The following is a 26,057-nucleotide window of genomic DNA, read 5'->3' as shown; positions in this document are numbered from 1 at the left end:
ACAAGGGGCATGTCAGGGGTATTGTCACTTGCGTGTCATATGAGATGCCGTAAAATCGTCACGCTTTTGACACAGAAGCTTCATCAACCGACAGGGATACAGTTGGGATTAGGTTGTTCCCTCCGTATTGTTCGTTTTTTCCTGTCATTTCTCAGAAAGTTGTCGGTATATGACCTCAAAACACTGGACCCTGGTCGGTGGGGCGGTAGCGTGCCTGATTGCCGCCACGTATTCTTCTGCGGCCTTCTCGGCACCCTGGCTGGAGCCTGGCGACAACCGTGCCCGCTTCGCCCTGCAAAAACTGGCGGACCGGGGGCACCTGAACCGCACAACCTCCACCTGGCCGGTAATGATGGGCACCGTGCACAGCGGCCTTGGCCAGGAAACCGGCAGCGATGCTCCTGCCATCGGCGGCCCGCTGGCCTACCTGAAGTTCGAGATGGACGAGCAGGGCAAACAGAGCTGGCGCGCGGAATACGAACTGGGCGCCACCAGCGAACCGACCTTTGTGAGAGGCTTTCAGCCTGGCCCACGCGAATCAGCCGAGACCAGCCTCAATGTGCAATGGCAGGGCGAATCCTGGGCCTTCGGCATAAAACCAGGCCTGGCAGCCAACCCGGAAGACGACGATACATTTCGTCTGGATGGTTCCTATCTGGCCGCAACCGCCGGTAACTGGGTGTTTGGCGCTGGCGCCATCGACCGTTGGTGGGGGCCAGGTTGGCAAAGTAGCTTGATCCTTTCCAACAACGCCCGCCCCATGCCGGCGGTATGGCTGAACCGTAAGGACGCCGCGGAGCCGGAAACCAGCTGGTTGAAATGGATTGGCCCCTGGCAGTTCACCACCTTCGCTGGCCAACTGGAAAGCGAGCGCGCGGTGCCGGAAGCCAAGATGATCGGCATGCGCCTGACGGTAAGGCCTATCGACGGCCTGGATATTGGCTTCTCCCGCGCCATCATGTTCGGCGGCGAAGGTCGGCCGGAAGGCGCCTCCACCATCTGGAACGCCCTGATCGGCCGCGACAATGGTCAACTGGAAGAGAACGACCCCGGAAACCAATTGGCTAGTATTGACGCCCGCTACGGTTTTGCCATTGGCGACCAGGCCATGGGTGTCTATGGCCAGATGATGGGCGAAGACGAGGCCGGTGCCTTTCCGGCTCGAAAATCCTGGTTACTGGGCACGGATTGGACCACTCAGTTATTCGAGAGTGACCAGCAATGGTTTGTAGAATACGCCAACACGTTGGCCGATGACTTTCTGGGTAATGCCATGCCCAATATCACATACGACCATTCCCGTTACCGCAGTGGCTACCGGCACAAGGGCCGCAATATGGCCTCAACCTTCGACGGCGACGCGGAAACCCTGACTTTGGGCGTATTTAACTTCTTCCCCGATGGCCGTAACCTGTCCGCATCCCTGGGTTATCTGGATCTCAACAAAGACGGTGCCAATCGCACCGTCATCCCGGACGACGATATTTTCTATAATGTGCCAGAAGGCGATCAGAAAGCTGCCATCGCCTCCGTGGGTTACGGCACACACTTTCTCAACGGCTGGCTGGACCTAACCGCCCAGGCCACCGACAAAAAAATAGAACTCCTGGGCGGCGAAAAGGACCAATGGTCTGTCGGCGCCGCCTGGCGTTACCGCTTCTAAAAAACGGATTTGACTAAGTGAACCTGACTAAACGACTTCTGCTGTCACTGGCGCTTGTATTGCCAGTAACCACCGCCGCTCAATCCATAAGCCAGTCCCAGATTGAACAGTTCAAGAGCATGCCACGGGCCCAGCAGGAAGCGCTGGCCCGCCAATATGGGGTGGATCTGGATTCCATTGCTGGCTCGGCGAGCCAGCAGAAGCAGCGGCCACAAAATGTAAACGTGGTAGAGCCGGTTGACGCCATCTCCGATGAAGAAAGGGAGCGTGCCCGGCAAGAGCAGGACGACAACGAAGAAAAGGACCGCAAGAACGGCGGCCTGAAGCCTTATGGCTACGACCTGTTTGTTGGAAGCCCCACAACCTTTGCACCGGTTACAGAAATTCCTATTCCCAACGATTATACTTTGGGCCCTGGCGACGTCCTGCGGGTTCAGCTCTGGGGCAAGGAAAACCAGCAACTGGAGCTGCCCGTATCCCGGGACGGTACCATCAGCTTTCCGCAGTCAGGCCCCCAAGCCGTTGCGGGCCTGACGTTTGATCAAGCCAGGCAGCAGATTAAGAGGCGAGTCTCCGAGCAGTACATCGGTGTTCAGGCCAGCGTTTCCCTGGGTGAACTGCGCAGCATGCGAGTGTTTGTGCTGGGCGAGGCCAGAAATGCCGGTTCTTACACGGTCAGTTCCCTCTCCACCATCACCAACGCTCTCTATGTGTCTGGCGGCATTAAACGTACCGGCTCCCTGCGTAAAATTCAGCACAAGCGGGACGGCAAGCTGGTCGGCGAACTGGATCTTTACGACCTGTTGCTGGCGGGTGACACCTCTGACGACAACCGTCTGCAACCCGGCGATGTAATTTTTATCCCACCGGTGGGCGACCGAGTAGGTATAGACGGCGAAGTCTACCGCCCCGCGCTCTATGAACTGAAAAACGACACCAACCTGCAGGAGCTGGTAAACCTGGCCGGCGGCCTGACCCCTCAGGCCTATCCGCAACTGGTCCGCATCGAGCGCAATAACGACGACTTCCTGCGCATCATCGCCGAAGCTAACCTCACCACACCAAAAGGCAGACAGGCAAAGGTTAAGCCCGGTGACCGTATAGAAGTGGCCTCCATCTCCGACATCACCGGCCAATACGTGGAAGTGAAGGGCGCGGCCACCCGCCCCGGTCGTTACGCCTGGGTGCCGGGTATGCGGGTGAGCTCCGTTATTCAGTCCCTGGACAACGACCTACTACGGGAAGCGGACAAGCGCTACGCAGCCATTGTACGTACCGACCCCGAGACTGACACCGTATCCGTCCTCAATCTGCGCCTGCGCGAAGCCCTGGATAACCCCGGTGGCGAGAACGATATTCTTCTGCAGGAAAAAGACCAGTTCCTGATTTTTGCGGATGAAGGCAAGGTAAGCGCAAAAAGCCAGGACCAGAGCGACACGATGACCAAGCGCTCTGCTTCGGATAACGGCGCAAGCACCCGTGCGAATAACCTTAGTGGCACCAACAGCGAAGAAGGCAATGAAGTGGACTATAGCCGCTTCAGCCGCGAAGCCCTGTTTGCACCGGTGCTGCAACGGCTGAAAGCCCAGGCCAAGCCAGGTGCGCCTCAACAGACCATCCAGGTGACAGGGCCGGTACGCTACCCCGGCGAATACCCGTTACCAGCCTCACGGCAGGTTTCAGATGCGATCTACGTAGCCGGTGGCCTGAAAGACTCAGCTTCCCTTTATACCGCTGAGCTGGCCCGTTTCGGAGTGGACGAAGAGGGCACGGGTGAAACCAGGATCATAAGCCTGAACCTGGAGGCGGTCATGAAAGGCCAGGCCTCCGCCGCGCTAAAAAGCCGGGACCGCCTGCTGATCAAATCCATACCGGAATTTGCGCAGGCCAAAACCATTGAACTGGATGGCGAAGTCCGCTACCCCGGCCAGTACACTATTCGCAATGGCGAAACACTCCGCGACGTGATCGAACGCGCTGGAGGCCTCACCGATAACGCCTTCCCGGAAGGCGCCATATTCACCCGAGAAAAACTCCGCCAACTCGAAGCTCAGCGCCTGCGTGAAGCCGAAGAGCGATTGCAGGGTGACTTGATAGGTATACAACTGGAAGGCGATGATTTTGGCGGGCAAAATGCGGAGCGCACCCAACAGGTTCAGGACCTGCTTGAAGACGTGCAGGATTCCCGCCCCGTCGGGCGAATGGTGATCAACCTAGCAGCGGTTGTGGGCAGCGACGACTATCAGCCCATCCGCCTTCAGGATGGCGACACATTAACAGTACCAACCATCCCACAAGCCGTCAGCGTATTTGGCGAAGTCCAGTTCCCCACCAGTCACCTGCACAGCGAAGGTTTGACCGTGGATGACTATCTGGAGCGCAGTGGCGGCCCAACCCGCCAGGCGGATGAGGAAAGAGTGTATGTGGTGAAGGCAGACGGTTCCGTAATGCTACCAGAGAAAAGTCGCTGGTTTGGCGGGCGCAGCCAGCAATTGGCACCGGGGGATACCATTATCGTGCCCATTGATGTGGACAGGCTGAATCAGTTGGAGCTTTGGAGTAACGTGAGCCAGATTGTTTACCAGATGGCTCTGGGTGCAGCAGCTGTGGGGAATCTTTAATGACTCAGGCGTCAGAGCAGCCAAGCTCATTTGTAGATAATGAAATCGACTTGCGGGAGCTGTTTGTCGCCATCTGGGCAGGTAAATGGTTCATCATTCTAATAACAGTCATCTTTGCAGTAGGTGGCGTTGCCTACGCTCTTTCCAAGCCAAATATCTTTCAGGCAAGCGCATTGCTGGCTCCGACAGAGGGCAGCGGTAGAGTCCGCCTCGGTGGCCAATTGGGAGGGTTGGCAAGCCTTGCGGGTGTGAATATCGGTCAGGATGGCACCAGCAATACTGTTATTGCCAAGGAAGTACTTCAATCTCGCGCTTTTCTCTCTGACTTTATCGGCCGCCATGGACTCGCAGTTCAACTGTTTGGAACCAAGGGTTGGAACGTTCGCGAAAGCCACTGGAATTATAACCGCGAAGTTTACAATCCGGACGCAACAGAGTGGCGCACATCTGAGGAAGGCAATAGCTTCGAGCCTACGGATTGGGACTTGGTGGAGAAGTTCAGAGTAGAGCACCTGAGCGTTAGCGAAAACAAAGATAACGGAATGGTAACCTTGAGCGTAAGAAGCCAGTCTCCGGTAGCTGCTCAACAGTGGGCAGAATGGCTGATTCGCGATATAAACGAACATATGCGCGACGAAGATATTGAGGAAGCCGAGGCTAGTATTCAGTATCTGGAAACCAAGCTGAACGAAACAAACATCGCAGGAATGCAGCAAGTCTTTTACCAACTCATTGAAAGTGAAACTCGCACCGTTATGCTTGCAAATGCTCAACGCGAGTATGTGTTCAAAACTATAGACCCCGCCGTAGTGCCCCAAGAGAAAAGCGCACCAAAACGTGCGTTGATTGCAGTTCTTGCCACAATGCTCGGTGGAATTCTAGGGGTATTTGTGGTTCTTATTCGTGCATTTATCAGAAATGGGAAGCAAGACGATATACCACAGCTTTCTGCTAGCAACGGAAAAGCAGGCTAAAGGAGCAACTATGCCTCAGAAATTCGCATTAATTGGTGCGGCAGGTTATATAGCACCGCGACACATGAAAGCCATCAAAGACACTGGTAATGAATTGGTGGCGGCCATGGATAAAAATGACTCCGTCGGCATCATCGACAGCTTTTTCCCGGATGCTGATTTCTTCACGGAGTTTGAACGGTTTGATCGTCACATTGATAAGCTCCGCAGACTAAACGGCGGTGAGGCTGTCGATTTCATGTCAATCTGCTCCCCCAATTACCTTCACGACTCCCATATGCGCTTTGCTCTTCGGTCCGGTGCTAACGCAATCTGTGAGAAACCGTTGGTACTGAATCCTTGGAATATTGATGGCCTTCAGGATATTGAGAAAGACACAGGCAAAACGGTTAACACGATTCTCCAGCTACGCGTTCACCCTTCAATCATCGCATTACGAGAAAAAGTTCGAAATGAGCGGGCTAGCGCTAAACACGAAGTGGACCTCACTTACATCACCTCACGCGGACATTGGTACATGCAGTCCTGGAAGGGTGATGAAAAGAAGTCGGGCGGTATCGCGACGAATATCGGTGTTCATTTTTATGACATGCTGCACTTTATTTTTGGAGAGCTACAGGAGAACGTAGTTCACCACAGTAGTGAAACCATGTCGGCCGGTTACCTCGAATATGAGAGCGCCCGGGTTCGATGGTTCTTGTCCGTGGATTTCAAATATGTGCCGGATAGCGCGAAAGCCCGGGGCCAAAGAACCTATCGGTCCATTACTGTAGATGGTGAAGAGCTGGAGTTCTCCGGTGGTTTCGCAGATCTACATACCCGCAGTTATGAAGAAATTCTTGCCGGTCGCGGTTTCGGTCTAGAGGAGAACCGTGTTGCCATTGAAACGGTCGCTAGTATCCGAAATGTAACGCCAGTCGGTCTGAAAGGCGATTATCATCCGTTCCTGAAGGTATGACCATGTCAGTTACAATCCATCCCAGCGCCATTGTTGATGACGGTGCCCAGATAGGTGACGGCTCCCGAGTTTGGCACTTCGTGCATGTCTGCGGTGGTGCCAGAATCGGAAAAAACGTTTCCATGGGGCAGGGCGTATTTGTTGGAAATAGGGTCACCATTGGTGATAACTGCAAAATCCAGAACAACGTGTCCGTCTACGACAACGTTCACTTGGAGGAGGGGGTGTTCTGTGGTCCCAGTATGGTTTTCACTAATGTGTATAATCCTCGGTCGCTTATTGAGCGCAAAGAGGAATACCGGGACACCATAGTAAAAAGAGGCGCAACGCTGGGAGCAAACTGCACCATTGTTTGTGGCGTGACCATTGGTAAGTATGCCTTTGTAGGTGCTGGTGCAGTCATTAACAGACCTGTACCTGCCTACGCATTGATGGTTGGTGTTCCTGCTAAGCAGATTGGTTGGATGAGCGAGTTTGGCGAGCAGCTTGATTTGCCAATTGAGGGGTGGGGCGAAGTCCAGTGTCCTCACACGGGTTGTATATACAGATTGAACAAAGGTCAGGTAACAAAATGCAATTCATAGACCTTGCAGCGCAGCAGGCCCTTATTAAAGAAAAGATCGACGCCAATATTCAGAGGGTGCTGGCCCATGGTAAGTACATACTCGGGCCTGAAGTTCACGAACTAGAAGAGCGATTGGCAGTCTATACAGGCTCGAAGTATTGTATAACAGTTGCTAATGGTACTGATGCCCTTCAGATTGCCCAGATGGCCGTAGGTGTTGGTCATGGAGACGAGGTGATTGTGCCGGGCTTCAGTTACATCGCAACAGCCGAAACCCCTGCCGTGCTGGGTGCCAAGCCAGTGTGCGTAGACATTGACCCAAACACCTACAACCTGAACCCAGATAAACTGGAGGCAGCGATAACGCAGCGTACCAAAGCGATAATTCCTGTATCTCTTTATGGACAATGCGCTGATTTCGACGCTATTAATGCCGTTGCTCGAAAGCACGGTATCCCGGTTATTGAGGATGGTGCTCAGAGTTTCGGCGCCACCTATAAAGGTAAGAAGTCCTGTAATCTCAGCACTATTGGTTGTACCAGTTTTTTTCCCAGTAAACCGCTGGGTTGTTATGGAGATGGTGGTGCCATTTTTACTAATGACGAGGAGTTGGCAATCGTGCTGCGTCAGATTGCACGCCATGGCCAGGACAGGCGCTACCATCATGTGCGTGTAGGGGTAAATAGCCGACTCGATACACTTCAGGCTGCTGTATTGCTTGCCAAATTTGATTTATTCCCGAATGAGGTTCGTGAGCGGCAAATGGTGGCTCAGCGATACACTGAACTGCTTAATGTGGGAACTCGGAGCCACTCTGACTTAAGCAGTGATAGCTCTAGTCGGGGCTCTCCAGTGCCAGCTTTGGTGGCAATTCCTGAAGTTGCACCGGGTTGCACCAGTGTTTGGGCGCAGTACACGATAGAAGTCTTGGAGCGCGATGAAGTTCAAACAGCCCTGAAAGAAGCAGGGATCCCTACGGCTGTGCACTACCCTTTACCGTTGTACCGCCAGCCCGCCTTTGCGGATTTGACAATTGACCCACGCGATTACCCAAATTGTGAGGCTGCTAGCGCTCGGGTAATGAGCCTTCCAATGCATCCTAAATTGAGCGAGCGCGAGCAGATACGGGTTGCCAAGGCTCTAGGGGTTCGGTAATTCATGTCTTTGCTTTCTTGCCTTTGTGTCTCCTTTGGCTACTAAAAAGCTAAAGGCTATCGTTCAGCGGATACTGCCAAAGAGTCGCTTCGCTCGTAGCGCTAGCCTCCTCGCTGGCGGTGCTGTGGCGGGGCAGGCAATTATAGTAGCAGCTTCCCCGATCCTTACACGGCTATATAGCCCTGAAGATTTCGGTGTGCTCGCCGTGTTTGCCTCTTTACTCAGTATCCTTAGTATCGTTGCTAGCCTGCGATACCAACTTGCTATTCCTCTTCCTAAGACCGACGAGGAGGCTGCAAACGTTACTGTGCTTAGTTTGGCTGTAGTGGTATGTATAGCTTCGCTTACGGCTGCTGTGGTTATTCCGTTAAGTCAAACCATCGCATCAGCTCTTAATATCCCTTTGTTGGCAGGTTATCTTTGGTTGTTGCCGCTAGGCCTTTTGCTTGTGGGCACTTACGAGGTTCTAAACTACTGGGCCATTCGTAAAAGAGCGTTTGGTGCTATCGCTCAAACCAAATTAACTCAAAGCTTGGGAACGGTTGGCATACAGATTGGTGGGTATACTCTCGGGCCTACTGCATTGTTGATAGGTAGGGTCGTGGGACAGGCAGCAGGTTTGTACAAGCTAGGGGCCATGTTAATCAGGGATAGGAGGCGTTTCGCACAAGTTCGAGTTTCCGGAATCAAAGCGTCCCTCAAAGATTACCGGTCTTTTCCGTTGGTATCGACTTGGAGTGGGTTGTCAAGTGCAGGAGGGGCCCAGTTGCCACCCCTGTTGATTGCCATAATTATCGGGCCAGTAGCAGCAGGTTTATACGCTCTTACACATCGGGTTCTGTCATTACCTATTGGAGTTATTAGCAAATCAATGGGGGATGTTTTTTATAGTGAAGCCGTAGAAGCGAAGCTACAGGGAACGTTAGGTTCTCTCGTTGTAGATATCTATTACAAAATGGTGGCTGCTAGTCTACCTATTGCGATGGTATTGATTATTTCAGCGCCAGAAGTGTTCAGCGTGGTGTTTGGTGAGAATTGGGTGCGGTCTGGTGAATTGGCAAGTTGGATGTCGTTTGGAGTGTTTTTTCAATTTGTTACTACGCCTCCAGGAAGAGTTTTCTTAATACTTGAGCGTCATGGCTATGCTCTTATATTCCAGTTGGCTTTTCTTCTAACTACTGCTGCTTCCATAATTATTGGTGGTTGGTGGTTTAATGACATCATCACCATAGTGGCCATTCTCACATTTGGTAGATCGGTGGTCTACTGTTGCCGGTTTTGGAAGATTCTAGATTTAGTGGATGAAGATGCGCAGAAGTTATGGATTCCACTTGTTAAATATTTACCGTACTCGATACTATGTGCTCTTCCAGCTTTATTTGGTTTTTACATGCTAGATCCATCTGAAAATTATCTCTACATAAAAATAGTTCTTTTTGTTTTGTCAGTTCTAATGTCGGTCGTCCCGCCCTTAAAGTTGGTCCTGAAATGAGAGTGTGGAATTGTGATTAGGTTTTTTAAAAATATAATAGAAAGTGCTCTCCTTATTTTGTGGCCTATATACATGAAAAGTGGGAATGAGCATTCTGCCAAGATAGTCTTGAAGCATTGGTTTCTTCAGAAAATACTTAGGATAAATGGAACAGTACCTTGGCCGGTACATCCTACCTCAAGAGTGATAAAGCCTGAAAATATCCAAAGAGGAACAAGAACGCCAGGACTTTCTCTCTCTTGCCATATTGACGGTAGAAATGGAATTATTCTAGGCCGTAATGTATGGATTGGACCTCGAGTTTCTATAATTTCAATGAACCATGATGTAAATAATTTTCATAACTATATATCTGACGGTCCAGTTGTGATCAATAAAAATTCCTGGCTAGGAGCGAACTGTACAATACTGCCCGGCGTGCACATAGGAGAGCATACTGTGGTGGCTGCTGGTGCAGTGGTTGCCAAGTCATTTCCTGAAGGTGATCAGGTTCTGGCGGGCGTGCCAGCAAGGGTAGTTAAGAAACTGGAGCCATACGGTGGCGTTAGCTGATATAAATTGGATCTAATTGATCTGCGCCTAGATCTAAGAATCTAATAGGTATTTTACAAACTGAGGTAGAAGTTTTGGATGTCAATATGAAAGTACTGGTAGTTGGCCTGACCCCAGAATATTATTCGTCATCAGTTCGCACGGCGGTGTCTGACTATCAGGCGTCGATGCGGTCAACTAATATGGGAGCGTCATTTATAACACGCTCTATTATTTCAATATTTGGTGCTGACTATCTTGACATAGCTTCAGAATTTGATGTGACTAAAATCAGGAACAACTATGATGTTTGTATAGTCTCACTTGCCAGCCATTTTGGTCCGAATCGAAATGTTAGTCAGCTGGTAAAATTTTTAAAAAGTGTTGACCTTAGAACGGTTTTCCTGTCTGGAGGGCTAGACGCAGGCCAGGATGGAAGTAATAACGTTCATGGGAGCGTAAGAGAACTACTAGAGCTGTGTTCCGTCGATAATAATTGGATTGGTGTTAGAGGTGCTGCGTCCGCACTCTACTTGCACCGCCAAGGGATAGAAAACGTCGTTCCAATTGGCTGCCCTACTATGTATTCGAACTTTGCGGGTGAAATCCAGCCGTCAGGAATTGAATCCCCAAGGGATATTGCAGTTCCATTTCACTGGAGTATTGCGGTTAATTTATTAGATGAGCTCTGTGATCACAGGTTAATTGGGCAGGATGTTATGGATGAGGAGCTATTCTTAGAGAACAAAAGTGCCCGGCTAAGTAGAAATATCAGTGAGCATCTAGGTATTTCAAAAAATGAAGCTCAAAGCAAGTTAGAGTATGCAGTTTCGAGCGGTGGCTTTTTTCCTGAGTCGTACCAAGCTTGGTATCAAGAGATTGGGAACCAGAAGGCTCTTTTGTCCGGAAGGTTACATGCGGCGATATGCGGTCTTACACAGGGCGTGCCTACGGTACTATCGTCTTGGGATATAAGAACTCGTGAAATTGTAGATTACTTCAAGATTCCGAGTGCATCTGGCGAGCAAATTCGAAAGGAAGGTTCCCTGTCTGCATTTATGAATGCAGACTTTGAAGGTTTCAATGAAAGGCAGAACGTCTGTTGGGGGAGGTGGTCTGAATTCTTGAATCAGAATAACATTGCCAACAATAGTAAAGTATATGATAGTTCGGTTGGGCCATTTTGGAATTTTAAAACAGAATTGCAAAATGATAACGAAATATTAAAAACCGCATCATATTTGAAGTCAGAGAATAAGTCTGGCCAATCGCGTCAAATTAATCGAGCTTTGAGAGTTTTAAAACGCGGCCTCAAATCAACTGTCAGAAAGACCCGATTGTAGTAGACTTTTTATGTTATTTTATATCTCTAAATCTATATTATTCGTAGAAAAGTTGATAAATAAACTGTCTCGAATTTTCGGCGGTCCAGTACTTGCGCAACTAGAAGCTCTTCTGTATAGAAAGCCTAAAGATTTGCTGGCGCATCCTCCGATCTTTTTTCTCGGTGCTCCAAGGTCCGGTACCACACTGGCGATGCAAGTGATCACTGATGTGTTTGACGTCGGTTACCTAAGCAACTTCCATGGCAAATATTTTGGTGCTCCTGCTTTAGCAGAAATGGTTTTCCATCCCATTCACGATCGACCGAGATCTAGTTATCACTCCGTCCATGGAAGGACAGACAGGCCCTATGATCCATCAGAGTGTGGGCAGTGGTGGTATCGTTTTTTCAGGCGTCAGCCACGGTATGTTGATCTAGGAGGCGTAAGTAATCGTAATATGGAGTGTTTCCGTGGATCCGTCGCATCATTGATAAGAGCATTTGGAAAGCCCGTTCTTTTTAAAAACCCACATGCAGCTCTGCGTATTCAGCCAATCACTAAATACATTCCCGAATCACTTTTTATAATAATGGTAAGGGATGAACTGGACAATGCACATTCGCTACTTGAGGTGAGAAAAAGAGTTTACGATGACTATGAAAAGTGGTGGTCTATGGAGCCACCTGCAGTCACGGAGCTTGAAAAACTACCAGCGCATCAACAAGTCGTAGAGCAGATACGGCATATTTACTCGACGATCGATAAAGATTTAGCTATCAGCGGTGTTGATCCTAAATGTTGTTTCAGACTGAGCTATGAAGAACTCTGTGTGAATCCCGAAAAAGAAATGAATAGGTTAGATGAGTTTTTTCAAGCGAATAGATGTAAAGTTGCGAGGCGATTTTCTGCTCCTGAACCATTTAGGCGGCGTGAAAAAGTACGTATTGATCCAGAGCTATTTGAAAGTTTGAAAAACTATGTTCGAAAATCGTGACACTGTTGAAGAGTTCTGGTCATTAAGCGATGTGGATACTGCACGTGAAAATGCCAGTGATACATCAGTTGAAAATTTCCTCTGTGCATTTGGAAAATTTCTTGGTGTTCATGAAAGTAGATTACAGGTAGCACCAAGTGGAAAGGCTGCGCTAGAGGGGTTATTGAAAGCTAGAAAGGATAGGCGACCTGTAGTAATGGTACCTGCTCTCAACTGTGTACGAGTGAAAGAGGCAATTGAAGCTGCAAATTGCGAGGTCCAAACATATGATTTCGAATTTCAGCCTGGAAGATTTAATTGGGATATAGTCTTAGATTCGATTACTGATCAGGTTGGCGTATTGATAGTGACCCATCTTTATGGTGTTCCAGTTGATCTGAGGAAAGCGCGTGACTTCTGCAATGCTAAGGGAATACTACTTATTGAAGACTGCGCTCAGACGTTGGGTGGTTATATAGATGGACGGCAAGTGGGAACCTGGGGGGATGCCGCCATATTCAGTTTTAGCTATGACAAGCCAATTTCTCTAGGGTGGGGCGGTATAGCTATTATTAATTCTCAGGACATGTTTCAAGAAAATGGAAATGCTCCTCAGGCCTTACCAACTATAGATCCTTCATATGAATATGATTTGCTTATTAATTTTATGAAATCGATGAATTTACGTCGATCAAGAATAAATAAAACCAAGAAAGGTATGTCATCGATTTTTCGACGGGCTTATTACAGATTTAGTCGCGCGCCTACTTATGATGTGAGCACATCAATTGGTTCGATACGAGCCGAACTTGGCATCCTATGTCTCGAGAGATATCCTAAAATCCGTTCTATACGGAATGCAAATGCTGAGATTTTTTCTTCGAAATGCTCGCTTGTTAGCTGGCCAGTTATGCAGCAAGATATCCAACCAGCTTGGTTGAAACAAAAAGTATTTGTCGGTGGACCTGCACAGCTAAATTCGATTTCAATTGCATTGTGTAAAAGGGGGATTCGAGCTGGTAATTTTAACTGGCCCGAATTGATCACCGGTAATACGCCTCAGTCGGCCCCAAACGCAAATCAGGTAACGAGTTGCTGGATGGATATACCTATTCACCAGAAAATGAAAGTTAGCGAAATTGAGAACATAATTTCGGTCATTAGGGAGCATTTGTGAGCAGGTTGGTTATAAGCGAAGAACGGGTTGCTAGGAATCGATTATTGGCATCATTGTATCGGATGCTTTATAGCGAAACTCCCACCGCAGAGAAATATAGGAGGGGTGGTCCATGGATCTAAATGTTTTGGATTCCAGCGACCGGTACCGAGCTCTGTGTTCAGAGTGTTTAACGATTCCCCTGTTTTCTCAGGCATGGTGGCTTGATGCAGTTGCCGGCCCACAGAATTGGAGTGCCGTGTTAGCACTGAAAAATGATGAGATCGTCGGCTCGCTTCCTTATGTTTGGTCTAAGTTCTGGGGTAAAAAATTACTAACTCAACCACGATTGACTCAGACCCTTGGTCCCTGGGTGCGCCCGAGTAACGCCAAATATGCCAATGCACTGGCGATGGAGAAAGATATTCTCGGTGCTCTCGCCGACGGGTTACCGCCGTTCGACTGGTATCGACAGAGCTGGGATAGTGCGCGTTCGAACTGGTTGCCCTTTCATTGGCGTGGATATAAGCAGAGTACGCGGTACACCTATGTTTTGCCCGACATCTCAAATAGTGAGGAGCTTTGGTCTGGGTTGCAGAGGGATATTCGCGGGAATATTCGAAAAGCCGAAACAAGGTTCGGGGTTCGCACTCGAATTAGTGAAGATATTGGGGAACTCATTCCAGTATTGCGCAAGACCTTTGAACGACAGGGTAAACCACTTCCGTATTCCGAGCAGTTTCTTCACAGCCTTGATCAGTCTGCCGCCGCAGTAAATAAAAGAGCGATTATCTTAGGCGAGGATGCAGAGGGAAAGCTTCATGCCGGAACTTACATTGTTTGGGAGGGCGACACTGCGTATCAATTGCTGAATGGATATGATCCCGACCTTCGACAAAGCGGTGCAGGTAGTCTTTGTGTCTGGTCGGCGATTCAAGAAGCATCAAAGTACGCAATACGTTATGACTTTGAAGGTTCCATGTTAGAGCCTGTTGAGCGCTTCTTTAGGGCATTTGGCGCTATGCAGGTACCTTACTTTAGCGTAGAGCGCACAGATTCTAGATTTCTCCAGGCCGGGTTTTGTATGCGCGAGATTCTTCGCAAAGCGCCGTAAATCCAATGTTGGTCCTTAGTGCATAATCAAATTCAATGGTTCAGGTTTTTACGTCGTCTGTGAAAACTAAGCATTTCAATTGGACTCCGATGCCCCACAAGAGTAAGCATTCAAAGCAGCGTAGGTTAGTCTACTAATGTATACGGAAAACGCACTCCTTTGGTTAGAGACATTATTTTTCGAGCGCTTTGGTGCCCAATTTTCTCTAAAAGAGGCAGAAGATTCATTGGTTTTAAATATGCCAGAACGTTTGGGGCGAGTAATTTTTGATCGACTTGAGCCGATGTTTCATCAGTCTAGTTCAGGTTTTCCAGTTGATCACTGGGATGCAGAATCCGAGGGCTTTGTTGTATGCATTGATTCGAAGATTCCTGCACCAGGCAGTCATAAGCTCTCTTTGCCGCTAGTAGACTATTCCCATAGGGAAGCAAGGGTTCACTTTGACATAATTGGCCTGACCTACTGGATGCTCACCCGCAAAGAAGAAATAGGGAGAAAAGATCTCGACAACCACTACCGTTTCCCGGCGACCTCATCCCACGCCTTCCAGCATGACTATCTCGAGCGTCCAATAGTTGATGAATGGCTAAATATACTGGGACAGATCATTCAGCGTGTGTGGCCACAACTCGAACTCAAAAAGCATAACTTTGAGGTGAAGGTTTCCCATGATGTAGATAGCCCGGCCCGTTATGCATTTCAGAAGCCACGGCGCCTGCTTCGTACTGTAGGTGGCGATATAATTGTCAGAAAGGATCTCAGGTCCGCTCTGATGGGATCTTGGATGTGGTTGAACAGCCGGCGGGAAATCCATCCATGTGACCCAGTCAACACTTTCGACTGGCTAATGAGGCAGTCCGAAAAGAATGGACTCACCAGTGCCTTCTATTTCATCTGTGGCCGCACAGAAACTGCTAAAGATGCACAGTACGACCCTGAAATGCCTCAAATACGGGCTCTGATGAGGCAGATTCACTCACGTGGACATGAGATTGGGCTCCATCCCAGTTACAACACCTTCAATTGCCCTGATGAAATCCGAAAGGAGGCACAGAGGTTGAAAAGAGTCTGTGACGAAGAAGGTATCGATCAACGTGTATGGGGGGGGCGCATGCATTTTTTACGCTGGGATCAGGCTATAACACCTAAAGCTTGGGCTGACGCTGGATTGTCTTACGACAGTACACTTAGCTATGCGGACCGACCTGGCTTTCGCTGTGGAACCTGCTTTGAGTATCCCGCGTTTGACGTCACAACCGACCAAGCTCTTCCTTTGCGAATTCGCCCATTAGTGGCAATGGATTGCACCGTGATTGCGGAACGATATCTTGGGCTGGGTTCAACAGAAGCAGCATTTCTCAAATTCAATGAACTTAAGAACAAATGCAGGGCGGTGGGTGGGCTATTCACCCTTTTGTGGCACAACTCCTTTTTCAACACAACGGAAGATTTCAATATCTATCGCCGTTTGATAAGTAACAATTGATGAGGAATAAAGGTCCTATGAAAGTAATGACCATTATCGGCGCTCGCCCTCAGTTTATAAAAGCTGCAGTTGTGTCCCGTGCTTTCAGTGAGCATTGTCCAGGCGTGCATGAAACCATAGTACACACAGGTCAGCACTACGATTCCAATATGTCCGATGTCTTTTTTGAAGAGTTGAATATTCCCAAGCCCGATTACAACCTAGGTGTTGGCGGGGGTACACACGGGCAAAATACCGGGCGTATGATCGAAAAGCTAGAAGGTTTGATGAACGAAGTCAAGCCCGACTGGGTGCTCGTATATGGAGATACCGACAGCACCCTTGCAGGTGCTTTAGCAGCCTCGAAGTTGCATATACGGGTGGCACACGTGGAAGCAGGTTTGCGTAGCTTCAACCGGAAGATGCCTGAAGAAATAAATCGTGTGTTGACTGACCATATCGCAGATCTGCTATTTGCTCCCACAGAAAGCGGACGGCAGAACCTGATAAATGAAGGTATCCCAGTAGAGAAAATCAAACTTGTCGGCGATGTAATGTATGATGCCTCTCTCTTTTACAAGGAAAAGGCAAGAAAGCCAGTTTTACCAGAAGAGCTTACTATTCAAGGCAACGATTTCGTACTTTGTACGATTCACCGAGCTGAGAATACTGACAATGCGGAAACGCTAAGAAACATACTTACGGGACTTGGTTGTAGCGGCGAAATTATAATTCTACCTATCCACCCGAGGACAAGAGCTAAGTTGGCATATGTGAATGCTCCTTTGCCAGCTAATATATATTTGATTGAGCCTGTTGGCTATCTTGAGATGGTTTGGTTAGAAGCGAACTGTAGGGTAGTAGCAACGGATTCAGGTGGCGTCCAAAAAGAAGCCTACTTTCATAAGAAGCCGTGTATTACCATGCGTGCCGAAACAGAGTGGGTTGAATTGGTTGATATAAAGGCTAATAAATTGGTGGGAAGCGAACCTAAAGAGATAGCAAAGGCGATATTGAAAAGTGGTAGTTTTGAATCTAAGGATCATCTCTATGGTAGTGGCTCATCTGGAAGTGAAATATGTAAGCTCTTATCAAGCTCTATTTCATAGTGGTCGGTATTAGCTCCAATTAGCAGGCAAGATTTCAACAACTGCTGTGAGTATGTTTGTGTTATCCTGAAAAATCTAAAACTGAGGATTTAAGACTCGGTGCCTCAATTTACAATCACGAAAAATCTTGTTCCTTAAGTATCTTTACAAGACAGAGTTGGGTTTCCGTTCTATAATTAGCTGGACAGCACCTGTCGGGTGCTTGGCCCAGCAGGGGAAAGTCGTTCCCTTTTGAACGATGGGCTATATAGTCAATGCGTCAATACTGATATCGACAGCTCCAATATATTGATATAAAATTTTAGGTAATTAGATGTAAAATTAGCTTGACTGTAATCTGACAAATAATATATTTAGATCGAAAAAATCTGTTAATGTAATATAAATGAGTGAAATAAAAAAATGATTTACCACGTTGTAAGTGATAGGGCCGTCAAAGGAGCTAGAGTTTACGCCCAATCCTCCTATGCTGAATGTGAGTTTTTTATTGCAGACGTTCTTACTTTGCCTTGGTCACTGTTTAAAGTTCTAGTCAGCGAGAAGAAAAAAACAGTCGTATTTCACGAACAATATTCGTTAGCTTCTCTCTTGATATCATATGTATTAACAAAAATTTTCCGAAGAAAGCATGATCTAATATATGACATGCATGACATAGCAAGTCTTGAACCTTATCCAAAAATGAGAACAAAAATCCTTATATCGTTCTACAAAGCGCTAGAATACACCTCTCTAAGAATCCTAAAAATACCTGTTATAACAGTAAGCAAGCATCTGTCATCTCACATATCAAAGGAGTATAAGGTACTTGCTCCCGTGGTTTATAGTGTACCTCCGAGCGTACTCGCGTGTGAAACCTCGCGTGATAAACGTTCTCAGGATATGAGACGAGTTTTATACTTCGGTTTGATTGAGCCAACAAGGTTAGACGTTTCTCTTCTTGAGAAAATTGTTAATAAGGGGTTTAAAGTCGACTTGTATGGAATATTCTCAAGCAACAGTGACGCATCTTACAAAGAAGCTATAAGTTCGCTCGTAAGTAAAAGTGGAGGTGATTTTAGAGGAAGATATTCGCCATCGGATTTAAGTTTTATAAAGAATTATGCGGGTGTTCTGATGCTTTATGACACAAGCTCAGAAAATGTTAAGGGGTGTCTTCCAAACAAACTTTTTCAGTCTATGGTAATGGGGGTTCCCTGTGTCGTATCTTCAGGTATGGTTGAAGCACGAAATTTGTTCCAAAAATATAATGCAGTAGTTACTGACGTCGAGTCGTTATCCGAAAGTAGTCGAATTGATTGGGTTGGTGTTAATAAAGAAATAATATGCCTCCGCGAGGAAAGTAGATTAAATTTTAAGAAGACGGCGCAAATTTGATGAATGATATATTGTTTCAGAGAGTGTCTCGTTTAGTATCTGCTTTTATAATTTTCGTCGCCGATGAAAATTAGATTAAGCTCAGTTTTTCCTTGGCTGGTGGTGATTGTGATTTTTTTTAGGCCACACCCGCCATTTCTCGGAAATGTGATGAGCACCTATTTTGGCGACGTCCTTCTTTTTTTGTTGATCGCAGCTAGTTTTATTTATAGAAAAACAATTTCAAATCTGGAAGCTTTCGCTTTGCTAGGAGCGTTTTTAATTGCTTTTTCGTCTTTTCTTGTTATAACTTTTTCAGGATCTTATAATTTACTTCCGGAAGTTGTGAAGATTGTGTTTTATGGCTTTTCAGTTGCTTTTGTTGTAAATTGCAGACTCTTCGAAAGTATATCTTCAGAGTTAGCGTTATCCGTAATTGTTCTTGGTCTTTTTCTGGTTGCACTAGTTCAGTACTACAATGTTCCTTGGTTTGGTGAAGTTGTTAGGTTAATTTGGGGTGAAGCGAAATTACGATCTGCCGAGTCCACTGACCCTCGGGTCTATTCATCTTTGTTTAATGCAAACTGGTTTGGCGTAGTCGTTGCCGGGCTTGCTCTTCTTATTATTGATCATTTTTTCATTACAAAAAGAATACTGCTCTCATCAATATTGTTCAGTGCCTGTATGTTGATGATTATGCTTTCTGGTTCAAGAACCGCTCTGATTGCATTTCTAGTTAGTTTTGCTTTCATTGTTATTGTCAGAATGAGATCCTTAGGCAATCTTGCGTTGATTTTATGTATGTTGGTGTTGGTTTTAGTGGTGGGAGTTTATATAAATAAAAGTTATGAAGTGAGTAACCGGTTTTTAGACGCTTCTGAATCTTTAGCTCAAAATGATGTTTCTGATATTAGGTCTTTGGGTGATAGGTTTAGTTCGTGGGAGAAGGGGCTAGAAATAATTAAGATCAATCCGATGCTCGGTGATGGGTCGCTTTTAGATGGATTCGTTGTGCATAATAGTTATATTTATGTTTTCGCTGGTTTTGGGATCCCTTTGGGCTGCGCTATGCTGCTGTTGATGTTTTTTATATTTTTTGTTGCTAGCAAATCTTATACTTCGAATGCCAGTAAAGGAGTCGTTTTCATTTCCGCCCTACCGCTGGCTATCGCTAGTTTTGCTGGCGAGTTTCTTGTTAGTACTCAGGTTTTTCTCTCGTACCTTGTCATAGTGTGTCTGTCAAGTAATATAAGTAGAGATAGGCACAGGCCGGAATTAAACTAATTAATTCCATTATTTTGAATGTAAGTATTTTATGTTTGATGTGGTAATCCCTGTTTTTAATAAAGAGTTATCTATTAAAAGAGCATTGGCTTCAATAGAGCTTCAAAGCGAGTTTGTTGATTCTGTGGTCGTTGTTAATGATGGCTCTAATGATAACTCGTTGAATAACATCGAAGAGTACAAAAAGGTTTCTAAGTTAAATATTGTTTTGATTAATCAATTGAATAAAGGGGTTTCATGTGCAAGAAATTCCGGAGTTCAGTATTGCAGATCAGAGTTTATATGTTTCTTGGATGCGGATGATGAATGGCGTCCTGGATACCTAAAAGAGATGTCTCGTTTGATAAGTCTCTATCAGGAAGCCAATTTGGTTTGCTTGGCCCATTTTATACAGGATGCAGCACGTAGGTATCGTCCATCACATGCATTTGGTGAATCAGAAGAAGGTTACGTCCATGACTTTTTCTTGTCATCGGCGAAGGGAAGCGTCGCTAATAGCTCTAAAGTAGCTGTTAGACGATCTATGTTCTTAGCGATTGGTGGCTTTCCTGAAGGCATTAAAGTTGGTGAGGATTTATTCTTTTGGATTAAGTGTGCATTAAATGGTCCTGTAGCGGCCAGTGGAAAAACTCTGGTTATTGTTCATCGTGACTTTGATGTTAATAGAGTAAAGCGAGTTAAGGGCGGAGTTCCTTATCCAGTTATATATTTTTCAGAAAACAGAGAGTTAATCAATAATAATTTATCTCTGAAAAAGTATTTGTGCAAAATTGCGTTTAGGCATGTTGCTGGATCTGCGAAAGATAAAGATATAAAAACATGTATTTCAATAATAAAGCCATTGTTTGGAATTTCTATAATTTGGGGTTGCTTGAGTACGATTATTTGTTTGATTCCCAGCGGTATTTTGAGACTGGCTAAGAAAATTAGTTGAAATTATTCTGACGTATCGAAAATAGTGCTGTGGGTCGATAGGGGAGTAAATGAAATTTATTAATTTCGGTTGCGTGCCTATGTCGTCGCGATTGTGGGTGTAATGTGAATTTTTGTTGAGCCCCTTTATTAGTAGCCGATTTCTTGAACATAATGTACAGTGATGTTTTACTTACATGAGGATAATCTATGTTCTCTGAAGTCATAGGTACAATAACGAATGTTGGCCAATGACGCTAACGCGGGATAGTCTGCCGCTATGGCGACTACCAGCTTTGTTTTGCGCCTACTGCTTGCAATTGGTCCATAATCAATCGCCTCCTCTATTTAAGTCATATTTTTCCGTTGACGCTGCACAGCATTTTTTTGGTCTTCAATCGAACGGTTACTAGTTATGGGCTCGAATGTTGCGTGCACTAAGAATCGGTGCCTGAAGCTCTCAGCTTTCTTTGGCTCCAACTGACGGTGGTTTTCAAGCCACTGGTTGATGTGATGTTATTCAAACTAAGACGAGATTGTGTTGCAAAATAGAGCAAAAAGAATCCTTTTTTTAGTAAATACGGCTGAGTTCTTCCTGTCCCATCGAATGCCATTGGCAGTTGCAGCAAAAAAAGCCGGGTATGAAGTACATATTGCATCTGCATCCGGCGCGGCCGTGGCGATAATTCAGGCTATGGGTTTCAAGCATCACGAAATTGCATTTGTCCGTAGTGGTCAAAACCCGCTAGTCGAGATGAAAACGATAGTACAGTTGTTCAAGCTGTTTCGTCGTCTGGGACCTGATGTGCTGCACCTGATTACTATTAAACCTGTGCTGTATGGTGGTTTGGCTGCCCGGATAGCAGGAGTTCCGAGTGTGGTTTCTGCTGTGTCTGGGCTGGGTACGGTCTTTATTGCTGGTTCAATTGTTGCCAAGTTTAGGAAATGGGTCGTTACTCGGCTCTACTCTGTAGCCTTTAAGCAAAAGCGGTTAGCCGTTATCTTTCAAAACCCTGATGATAGGCAAGCGTTACTTTCAAGTCGTGCCCTGCAGGAAAGTGAAACCCGAATTATTAGAGGCTCCGGCGTGGCATTGTCCGATTATCCATTCCGGTCCGAGCCTGAGGGTGAGTCAGTGGTGGTTATGGCTTCCAGGCTTCTTAAAGACAAGGGCGTGTTTGAGTTCGTAGAAGCGGCTAGTATCTTACGTGAACGCGGTGTGACTGTGGCGATGCGGCTCATAGGTTCTCCAGACCCTGGTAACCAGACGAGTGTGACGGAACAAGACGTTAAGCGCTGGCATGAAGATGGTGTTGTGAGAACTCTTGGTTATCGCTCTGATATTGCAGATCAGTACGCCGACGCCAATATCGTATGTTTGCCATCTTACCGTGAAGGCCTACCGAAAAGCTTGGTTGAGGCTGCTGCGTGTGGCCGGGCAGTTGTTACCACGGACGTCCCTGGCTGTCGTGATGCAATTATTCCAGGTAAGACCGGGCTTTTGGTGCCGGTTAGAAATGCGGTTGCGTTGGCTGATGCGATTCAGAGTCTGATCGAAGATAGTGATCTAAGAATAAGAATGGGGCAGGCGGGCAGAAAGCTGGCTGAGGATGCCTTTGCAATCGAGAAAATCGTTGACCAGCATTTGCGAATTTATGAGGACCTACAAGGTGACGGCTAACTTCGAGCGTGAGCTTCTGTGAATACCTTACTAACTGGCGCAACCGGATTTGTCGGTAAATGCCTGGCTGAGGTGCTTGATCAGCAGGAGGCTTATCTGTTGACCTGCGCTGTAAGATGGATTGGCGGTACTCAGTGTGGGCGTGAAGTGGAGATCAGCGGCATCGATGCTGATACCGACTGGACTACTGCACTAATTGATCAGCAGGTTGTTATTCATGCGGCGGCCCGCGCCCATATTATGAAAGACGAGGTGTCTGATCCGCTTTCGGAATATCGCAAGGTTAACGTGGAGGGCACTCTCAATCTTGCGCGTCAAGCGGTGGAAGCTGGCGTGAGGCGCTTTATCTATATAAGTTCCATAAAGGTTAATGGTGAATGGACGCCCCAGGGCGAGCCATTCACCGCTGAAGATACGCCAGCACCTGAAGATCATTATGGTATTTCTAAGCTGGAGGCCGAGCAGGGCCTTCAGGAGCTGGCGGCTGAGACTGGAATGGAAATGGTGATCATTCGCCCACCTTTGGTTTACGGGCCAGGAGTAAAGGGTAACTTCGCCAGTATGATGAAGCTGGTAGGCAGAGAATTGCCTTTGCCTCTTGGTGCTGTTCAAAACAGTCGTTCACTGGTCGCGCTGGATAACCTGGTTGACTTCGTTATTACCTGCATCTCGCATCCTGCCGCTGCCAATCAGGTCTTTTTGGTAAGCGACGGGGAAGACCTTTCTACTACTGAGTTGTTGCGCGCGATTGCCCGGGCCATGGGGAGGCGTTCCCGTTTGATTCCAGTGCCAGCCAGAGTTTTGCTGTTCGGGGCATCTTTGCTGGGCAAGAGTGCAGTTGCAAAGCGTCTACTCGGTTCTTTGCAGGTGGATATTTCCAAAAACCGTGACATTTTGGGCTGGCACCCTCCCATATCTGTGGCGAAAGGTATGGCCAGAGCGGTGGGGCATCCGGTTGGCTAGTCGAAAGTTTGGTGGAAAATAAATAGTTCTCTATTGGATGTTATCTGTGATTCGATTATTTGATTTTGTGTTTTCGTTGCTAGGGCTGGTAGTTGGTTTTCCGGTTCTACTGCTACTGACGGTGATAGGTCTATTTGATACAGGCTCTCCTATTTTCACGCAGGAGCGGGTAGGTCGTAATAAGAGGCCATTCACTCTGGTAAAATTCCGCACGATGACGAAAGACACGGCATCTGTGGCCAGTCACTTAGCAAACGTCGATGCGATTACCACGTTCGGGCGCTTCCTGCGTCGAACAAAGTTGGATGAATTGCCCCAGTTGTGGAATGTGCTCAAAGGCGAGATGAGTTTGGTTGGGCCTCGGCCCTGCTTGTTTAACCAAGAAGAACTGATAGCAGAAAGGGAGCAGCGGGGTGTTTTGTCTGCGCGTCCTGGGATTACGGGGCTAGCCCAAGTCAAAGATATTGATATGTCGACCCCGCGGCTCTTGGCAGAGACAGACCAGAAGATGTTAGAGAATTTAACGATGGGTGCTTACTTTAAGTATATCTTTATGACAGTTGCTGGCAAAGGTGCCGGCGACAGGGTTCCTGGAAGGGACTAAGTGCCAGAGGGTTTCGAATGTTTAATTCCGTGTTACTTGCGGGGCCGTCCTATACTGTTAAAGGTGCCATTCTGTGTGCATTGAAATCTGGGTTTACTGATGGCAACGAATGGCGATGGGCGATGGACAGTGAGTTCCAATCTCGATGGAAGCGGGAGGTAACCCTGTGAGCAGGAGCAGGTCGGCAAAGCGTGGGGACAGTAATTTCTTGATTAGGGCGTTCCTGAATCTTCCCAGATTTCAAAAGCGGGTCGTGTCCGTTCTGTCGGACGCGTTCTTTCTGTTTTTTGCCATATGGGCTGCTTTCGCCTTGCGCCTGGAACAGCATCTTTGGTTGCCTACTCGAGAACAACTCACGATTGCTGCCATTACAGTGGTATTTACCATTGGTGTTTTCGTTCGCCTAGGGTTGTATAGGGCGGTTATCCGGTATCTTGGTGACCGAGCGTTCCTCACCATCATCTATGGGGTAATAGCCTCGAGCGTAACGCTGATTACCTTAGGCTACTTGTTGCAGGTGTTTGTGCCTCGTTCAGTGCCCATTATTTATGGCGCACTTGCTTTCCTGTTTGTCAGCGGCACCCGCCTGGGTGTGCGGATGATCGTGAACCATCCCAAGCAGATGGCGAAAGAAGCGGTTGCTATCGTGGGTGCGGGCGAAACAGGCATGCAACTGGCATCCGCTCTGGAGCAGGGCACCGAGTACCGGCCTGTCGTTTTTGTGTCATTTGACCGAGCGAACCATAAGTCCATGATCAATGGCTTGCCCGTCGTCAGCATTAACCACATCGCCAAGCATATGCCGAAGTACCATGTGCAGCGGATTCTGCTTGCGCTGGATGAAGGTACTCAGATTGATCGCAAAAAACTGCTGAAGCAGCTTGAGCCTTTGTCGATTCCGGTCCAGACCGTGCCTTCCATGTCGGAACTGGTGGCGGGCCAGGCGCGGATTAATGATATCCGGGATCTGGAAATCGAGGACCTGTTGGGGCGAGACCCGGTTCGGCCGGACTCTGCCGTTGTAGCCAAGAGTCTGTACCAAAAATCCGTGATGATCACTGGCGCGGGCGGTTCGATTGGCTCAGAGTTGTGCCGCCAGATTATTCGTCATCGTCCGCGCGCGTTGGTGCTGTTCGAGCAGTCCGAATTTTCCCTGTACGCCATTGAGCGTGAGCTGAGTTCCATCAATCGGGTGGAGGGGCTGGGAGTAGAGTTGCATCCCTTACTCGGTAATGTGGGGCATCGGCGCCGCTGCGAGTCTGCCATGAGGGCGTTTGGTGTGCAGACGGTATACCACGCAGCCGCCTATAAGCACGTGCCCTTGGTTGAACATAACGTGATAGAAGGCGTGCAGAATAACGTGTTTGGCACCTGGCACACGGCTGAAGCCGCCATTGCAGCCGGTGTTGAACGTTTTGTACTGATTTCCACAGACAAGGCGGTTCGCCCCACCAATGTGATGGGGGCCAGCAAGCGGCTGGCGGAACTGGTGCTGCAGGCGTTGGCACAGCGGCAGAAAAAGACGGTGTTCTCCATGGTGCGTTTCGGCAACGTACTCGGCTCTTCCGGTTCTGTAGTGCCGCTTTTCCGGGATCAGATTCGCGATGGTGGCCCGGTTACCGTTACCCATCCGGACATTATCCGGTACTTCATGACCATTCCTGAAGCCAGCCAACTGGTTCTCCAGGCCGGCAGTATCGGCCTGGGTGGCGAGGTGTTTGTGCTTGATATGGGCGAGCCGGTGAAGATTGCGGACCTGGCCCGCAAGATGATTCACCTGATGGGGCTGGAAGAGAAAACGGAAAGCAATCCCGCAGGTGATATTGAGGTGACCTTTAGCGGCCTTCGCCCTGGGGAAAAGCTGTATGAAGAACTGTTGATTGGTGACGATCCGCAAGGTACTTCGCACCCACGAATCATGATGGCACGGGAAGTTTATCTTCCCTGGGAGCAGGTAGAAGACTTCCTCAGTCAGTTGCAGCGGGCGAGCCAGGCATTCGATTGCAGCGCGATTATCGAAGTACTTAAGAATGCCAAAACGGGTTACGCGCCCAACGGCAACCTGGAGGATCTGGTGTGGTGTAACGGGCAGTCCGATGTTGTGGCTGCGGATCGCCAGGGCGATAAAGTGCACCGGTTGTCGGTGTAAGAAAATA

The 26,057-nt window shown here is 47.8% G+C and carries 21 protein-coding genes; all 21 read left to right on the top strand.

The annotated features are described in order from the left end of the window. The first annotated feature begins 169 nt into the window (after positions 1-169). The 21 genes from ACTRWH_RS15460 to ACTRWH_RS15360 all read left to right on the top strand — a co-directional run bounded on the left by ACTRWH_RS15460 (position 170) and on the right by ACTRWH_RS15360 (position 26,050). Positions 170-1,663, top strand: a complete 1,494-nt coding sequence (locus tag ACTRWH_RS15460; RefSeq protein ID WP_462826579.1) for a capsule assembly Wzi family protein — start codon at positions 170-172, stop codon at positions 1,661-1,663. A 17-nt stretch (positions 1,664-1,680) separates the two neighbouring features. Then, positions 1,681-4,284 (top strand): SLBB domain-containing protein, encoded by a 2,604-nt coding sequence (locus tag ACTRWH_RS15455; protein WP_462826578.1) that lies wholly within the window; start codon positions 1,681-1,683, stop codon positions 4,282-4,284. Further along, positions 4,284-5,258, top strand: a complete 975-nt coding sequence (locus ACTRWH_RS15450) for a Wzz/FepE/Etk N-terminal domain-containing protein (protein WP_462826577.1) — start codon at positions 4,284-4,286, stop codon at positions 5,256-5,258. Before ACTRWH_RS15455 ends, ACTRWH_RS15450 begins: the two co-directional genes overlap by 1 nt. Before the next feature lie 10 nt (positions 5,259-5,268). After that, on the top strand, positions 5,269-6,216 hold the full coding sequence (locus tag ACTRWH_RS15445; protein ID WP_041332446.1) for a Gfo/Idh/MocA family protein: 948 nt from the start codon (positions 5,269-5,271) through the stop codon (positions 6,214-6,216). Between the two features lie 2 nt (positions 6,217-6,218). Next, a complete protein-coding gene (locus ACTRWH_RS15440) occupies positions 6,219-6,800 on the top strand; it encodes an acyltransferase (protein ID WP_041332447.1) in 582 nt (193 codons plus the stop codon). Continuing rightward, positions 6,788-7,936: an aminotransferase class V-fold PLP-dependent enzyme gene (locus ACTRWH_RS15435; protein WP_462826576.1), complete on the top strand. Its 1,149-nt coding sequence runs from the start codon at positions 6,788-6,790 to the stop codon at positions 7,934-7,936. The genes ACTRWH_RS15440 and ACTRWH_RS15435 overlap by 13 nt, the downstream gene beginning before the upstream one ends. A gap of 25 nt (positions 7,937-7,961) precedes the next feature. Next, positions 7,962-9,428 (top strand): oligosaccharide flippase family protein, encoded by a 1,467-nt coding sequence (locus ACTRWH_RS15430; protein ID WP_462826575.1) that lies wholly within the window; start codon positions 7,962-7,964, stop codon positions 9,426-9,428. A gap of 12 nt (positions 9,429-9,440) precedes the next feature. Next, the gene (locus ACTRWH_RS15425) at positions 9,441-9,980 is read left to right on the top strand and encodes an acyltransferase (RefSeq protein WP_082040478.1); all 540 of its coding nucleotides are present in this window, start codon (positions 9,441-9,443) and stop codon (positions 9,978-9,980) included. A gap of 86 nt (positions 9,981-10,066) precedes the next feature. Next, positions 10,067-11,302 carry a polysaccharide pyruvyl transferase family protein gene (locus tag ACTRWH_RS15420; protein ID WP_462826574.1) on the top strand — a complete coding sequence of 412 codons (1,236 nt, stop codon included), beginning with the start codon at positions 10,067-10,069 and terminating at the stop codon, positions 11,300-11,302. Positions 11,303-11,312: 10 nt separating this feature from the next. After that, complete coding sequence (locus tag ACTRWH_RS15415; protein ID WP_462826573.1) at positions 11,313-12,278, top strand: sulfotransferase; 966 nt, start codon at positions 11,313-11,315, stop codon at positions 12,276-12,278. Beyond that, positions 12,262-13,434, top strand: a complete 1,173-nt coding sequence (locus ACTRWH_RS15410; RefSeq protein WP_462826572.1) for a DegT/DnrJ/EryC1/StrS family aminotransferase — start codon at positions 12,262-12,264, stop codon at positions 13,432-13,434. Before ACTRWH_RS15415 ends, ACTRWH_RS15410 begins: the two co-directional genes overlap by 17 nt. Positions 13,435-13,546: 112 nt before the next feature. Continuing rightward, positions 13,547-14,527, top strand: coding sequence for a GNAT family N-acetyltransferase (locus ACTRWH_RS15405; RefSeq protein ID WP_041332450.1), 981 nt, complete (start codon positions 13,547-13,549; stop codon positions 14,525-14,527). A gap of 136 nt (positions 14,528-14,663) precedes the next feature. Continuing rightward, entirely contained in the window at positions 14,664-16,013 is a 1,350-nt protein-coding gene (locus ACTRWH_RS15400) for a polysaccharide deacetylase family protein (protein ID WP_041332451.1), read from the top strand. A 17-nt stretch (positions 16,014-16,030) separates the two neighbouring features. Beyond that, positions 16,031-17,101: a non-hydrolyzing UDP-N-acetylglucosamine 2-epimerase gene (wecB, locus tag ACTRWH_RS15395; RefSeq protein WP_462826571.1), complete on the top strand. Its 1,071-nt coding sequence runs from the start codon at positions 16,031-16,033 to the stop codon at positions 17,099-17,101. A gap of 402 nt (positions 17,102-17,503) precedes the next feature. After that, positions 17,504-18,478 (top strand): glycosyltransferase family protein, encoded by a 975-nt coding sequence (locus ACTRWH_RS15390; protein WP_462826570.1) that lies wholly within the window; start codon positions 17,504-17,506, stop codon positions 18,476-18,478. 150 nt (positions 18,479-18,628) lie between these two features. Next, positions 18,629-19,741: an O-antigen ligase family protein gene (locus ACTRWH_RS15385; RefSeq protein WP_462826569.1), complete on the top strand. Its 1,113-nt coding sequence runs from the start codon at positions 18,629-18,631 to the stop codon at positions 19,739-19,741. A 31-nt stretch (positions 19,742-19,772) separates the two neighbouring features. Continuing rightward, positions 19,773-20,675, top strand: coding sequence for a glycosyltransferase (locus ACTRWH_RS15380; protein WP_462826568.1), 903 nt, complete (start codon positions 19,773-19,775; stop codon positions 20,673-20,675). 516 nt (positions 20,676-21,191) lie between these two features. Then, entirely contained in the window at positions 21,192-22,334 is a 1,143-nt protein-coding gene (locus ACTRWH_RS15375; RefSeq protein ID WP_041332454.1) for a glycosyltransferase family 4 protein, read from the top strand. Positions 22,335-22,352: 18 nt separating this feature from the next. Then, the gene (locus ACTRWH_RS15370) at positions 22,353-23,297 is read left to right on the top strand and encodes an NAD-dependent epimerase/dehydratase family protein (protein ID WP_462826567.1); all 945 of its coding nucleotides are present in this window, start codon (positions 22,353-22,355) and stop codon (positions 23,295-23,297) included. A gap of 46 nt (positions 23,298-23,343) precedes the next feature. Further along, positions 23,344-23,901 carry a sugar transferase gene (locus ACTRWH_RS15365; protein WP_041336363.1) on the top strand — a complete coding sequence of 186 codons (558 nt, stop codon included), beginning with the start codon at positions 23,344-23,346 and terminating at the stop codon, positions 23,899-23,901. Between the two features lie 208 nt (positions 23,902-24,109). Beyond that, positions 24,110-26,050, top strand: a complete 1,941-nt coding sequence (locus ACTRWH_RS15360; protein ID WP_462826565.1) for a polysaccharide biosynthesis protein — start codon at positions 24,110-24,112, stop codon at positions 26,048-26,050. Positions 26,051-26,057 lie beyond the last annotated feature (7 nt).

The organism is Marinobacter sp. G5_S1_61_S3 (assembly GCF_054968585.1).
Note: the sequence above shows the minus strand (reverse complement) of the source record. Positions and strands in the feature narration are given on the sequence as shown.